Below are 539 nucleotides of genomic sequence, written 5' to 3'. Positions count from 1 at the left end.
GCAGCGGCACCCGCGCGTGGTGGGCCTCCAGCACCGCCGGGTGCAGGTTCGCCACCGCCGTCCCGCTCGTCGTCACCACCGCCGCCAGCTCGCCCGCCGGCAGCGCCCGCGCGAGACCGAGGGCGACGAAGGCGCCGCTGCGCTCGTCGATGCGCACGTGCAGGCGCAGCCGCCCCGCCGCGTCCGCCGCGGCCAGGGCGTACGCCAGCGGGGCGCTGCGCGAGCCGGGGCAGAGCACGACGTGGCGCAGGCCCAGCCGCACGAGCGAGTCGACGACGAGGGTCGCCAGCGCCGTCGAGGGGTTCACCCCCCGAGTCTGGCCCGCCGCCGGCGGTGGGGCTCAGCCGGGGAGGTAGCCGCCGTCGGCCAGGCCCGCCTCGACCTCGTACCGGTTGCGCTCGGCGCGCCGGCCGGCCAGCGGGTAGAGCACCGCGAAGGCGTAGCCGTGGCGCTGCCACTGCCGGACGTGGACCAGCTCGTGGCGCAGCCGCCGCGGGGTGCGCAGCCCCGGGTCGGTGCCCGTGAGGTAGGTGTCGCCC

The 539-nt window shown here is 79.0% G+C and carries 1 protein-coding gene and 1 pseudogene; both read right to left on the bottom strand.

Annotated elements, in window-relative coordinates:
* Nucleotides 1–307 (bottom strand): thiamine pyrophosphate-binding protein (locus ABEB16_RS22120; RefSeq protein WP_345714316.1); only part of this gene is annotated, 307 nt, incomplete at its 3' end.
* A gap of 33 nt (nucleotides 308–340) precedes the next feature.
* A pseudogene (locus ABEB16_RS22115) lies at nucleotides 341–539 on the bottom strand (Fe-S oxidoreductase); the annotation flags it as partial.

The sequence above is a fragment of the Kineococcus glutinatus genome, assembly GCF_039542765.1.
GTDB classification, from domain to species: Bacteria; Actinomycetota; Actinomycetes; order Actinomycetales; family Kineococcaceae; genus Kineococcus_A; species Kineococcus_A glutinatus.
The sequence above is the reverse complement of the archived record's forward strand: the minus strand, read 5'-3'. Positions and strand labels throughout refer to the sequence as shown.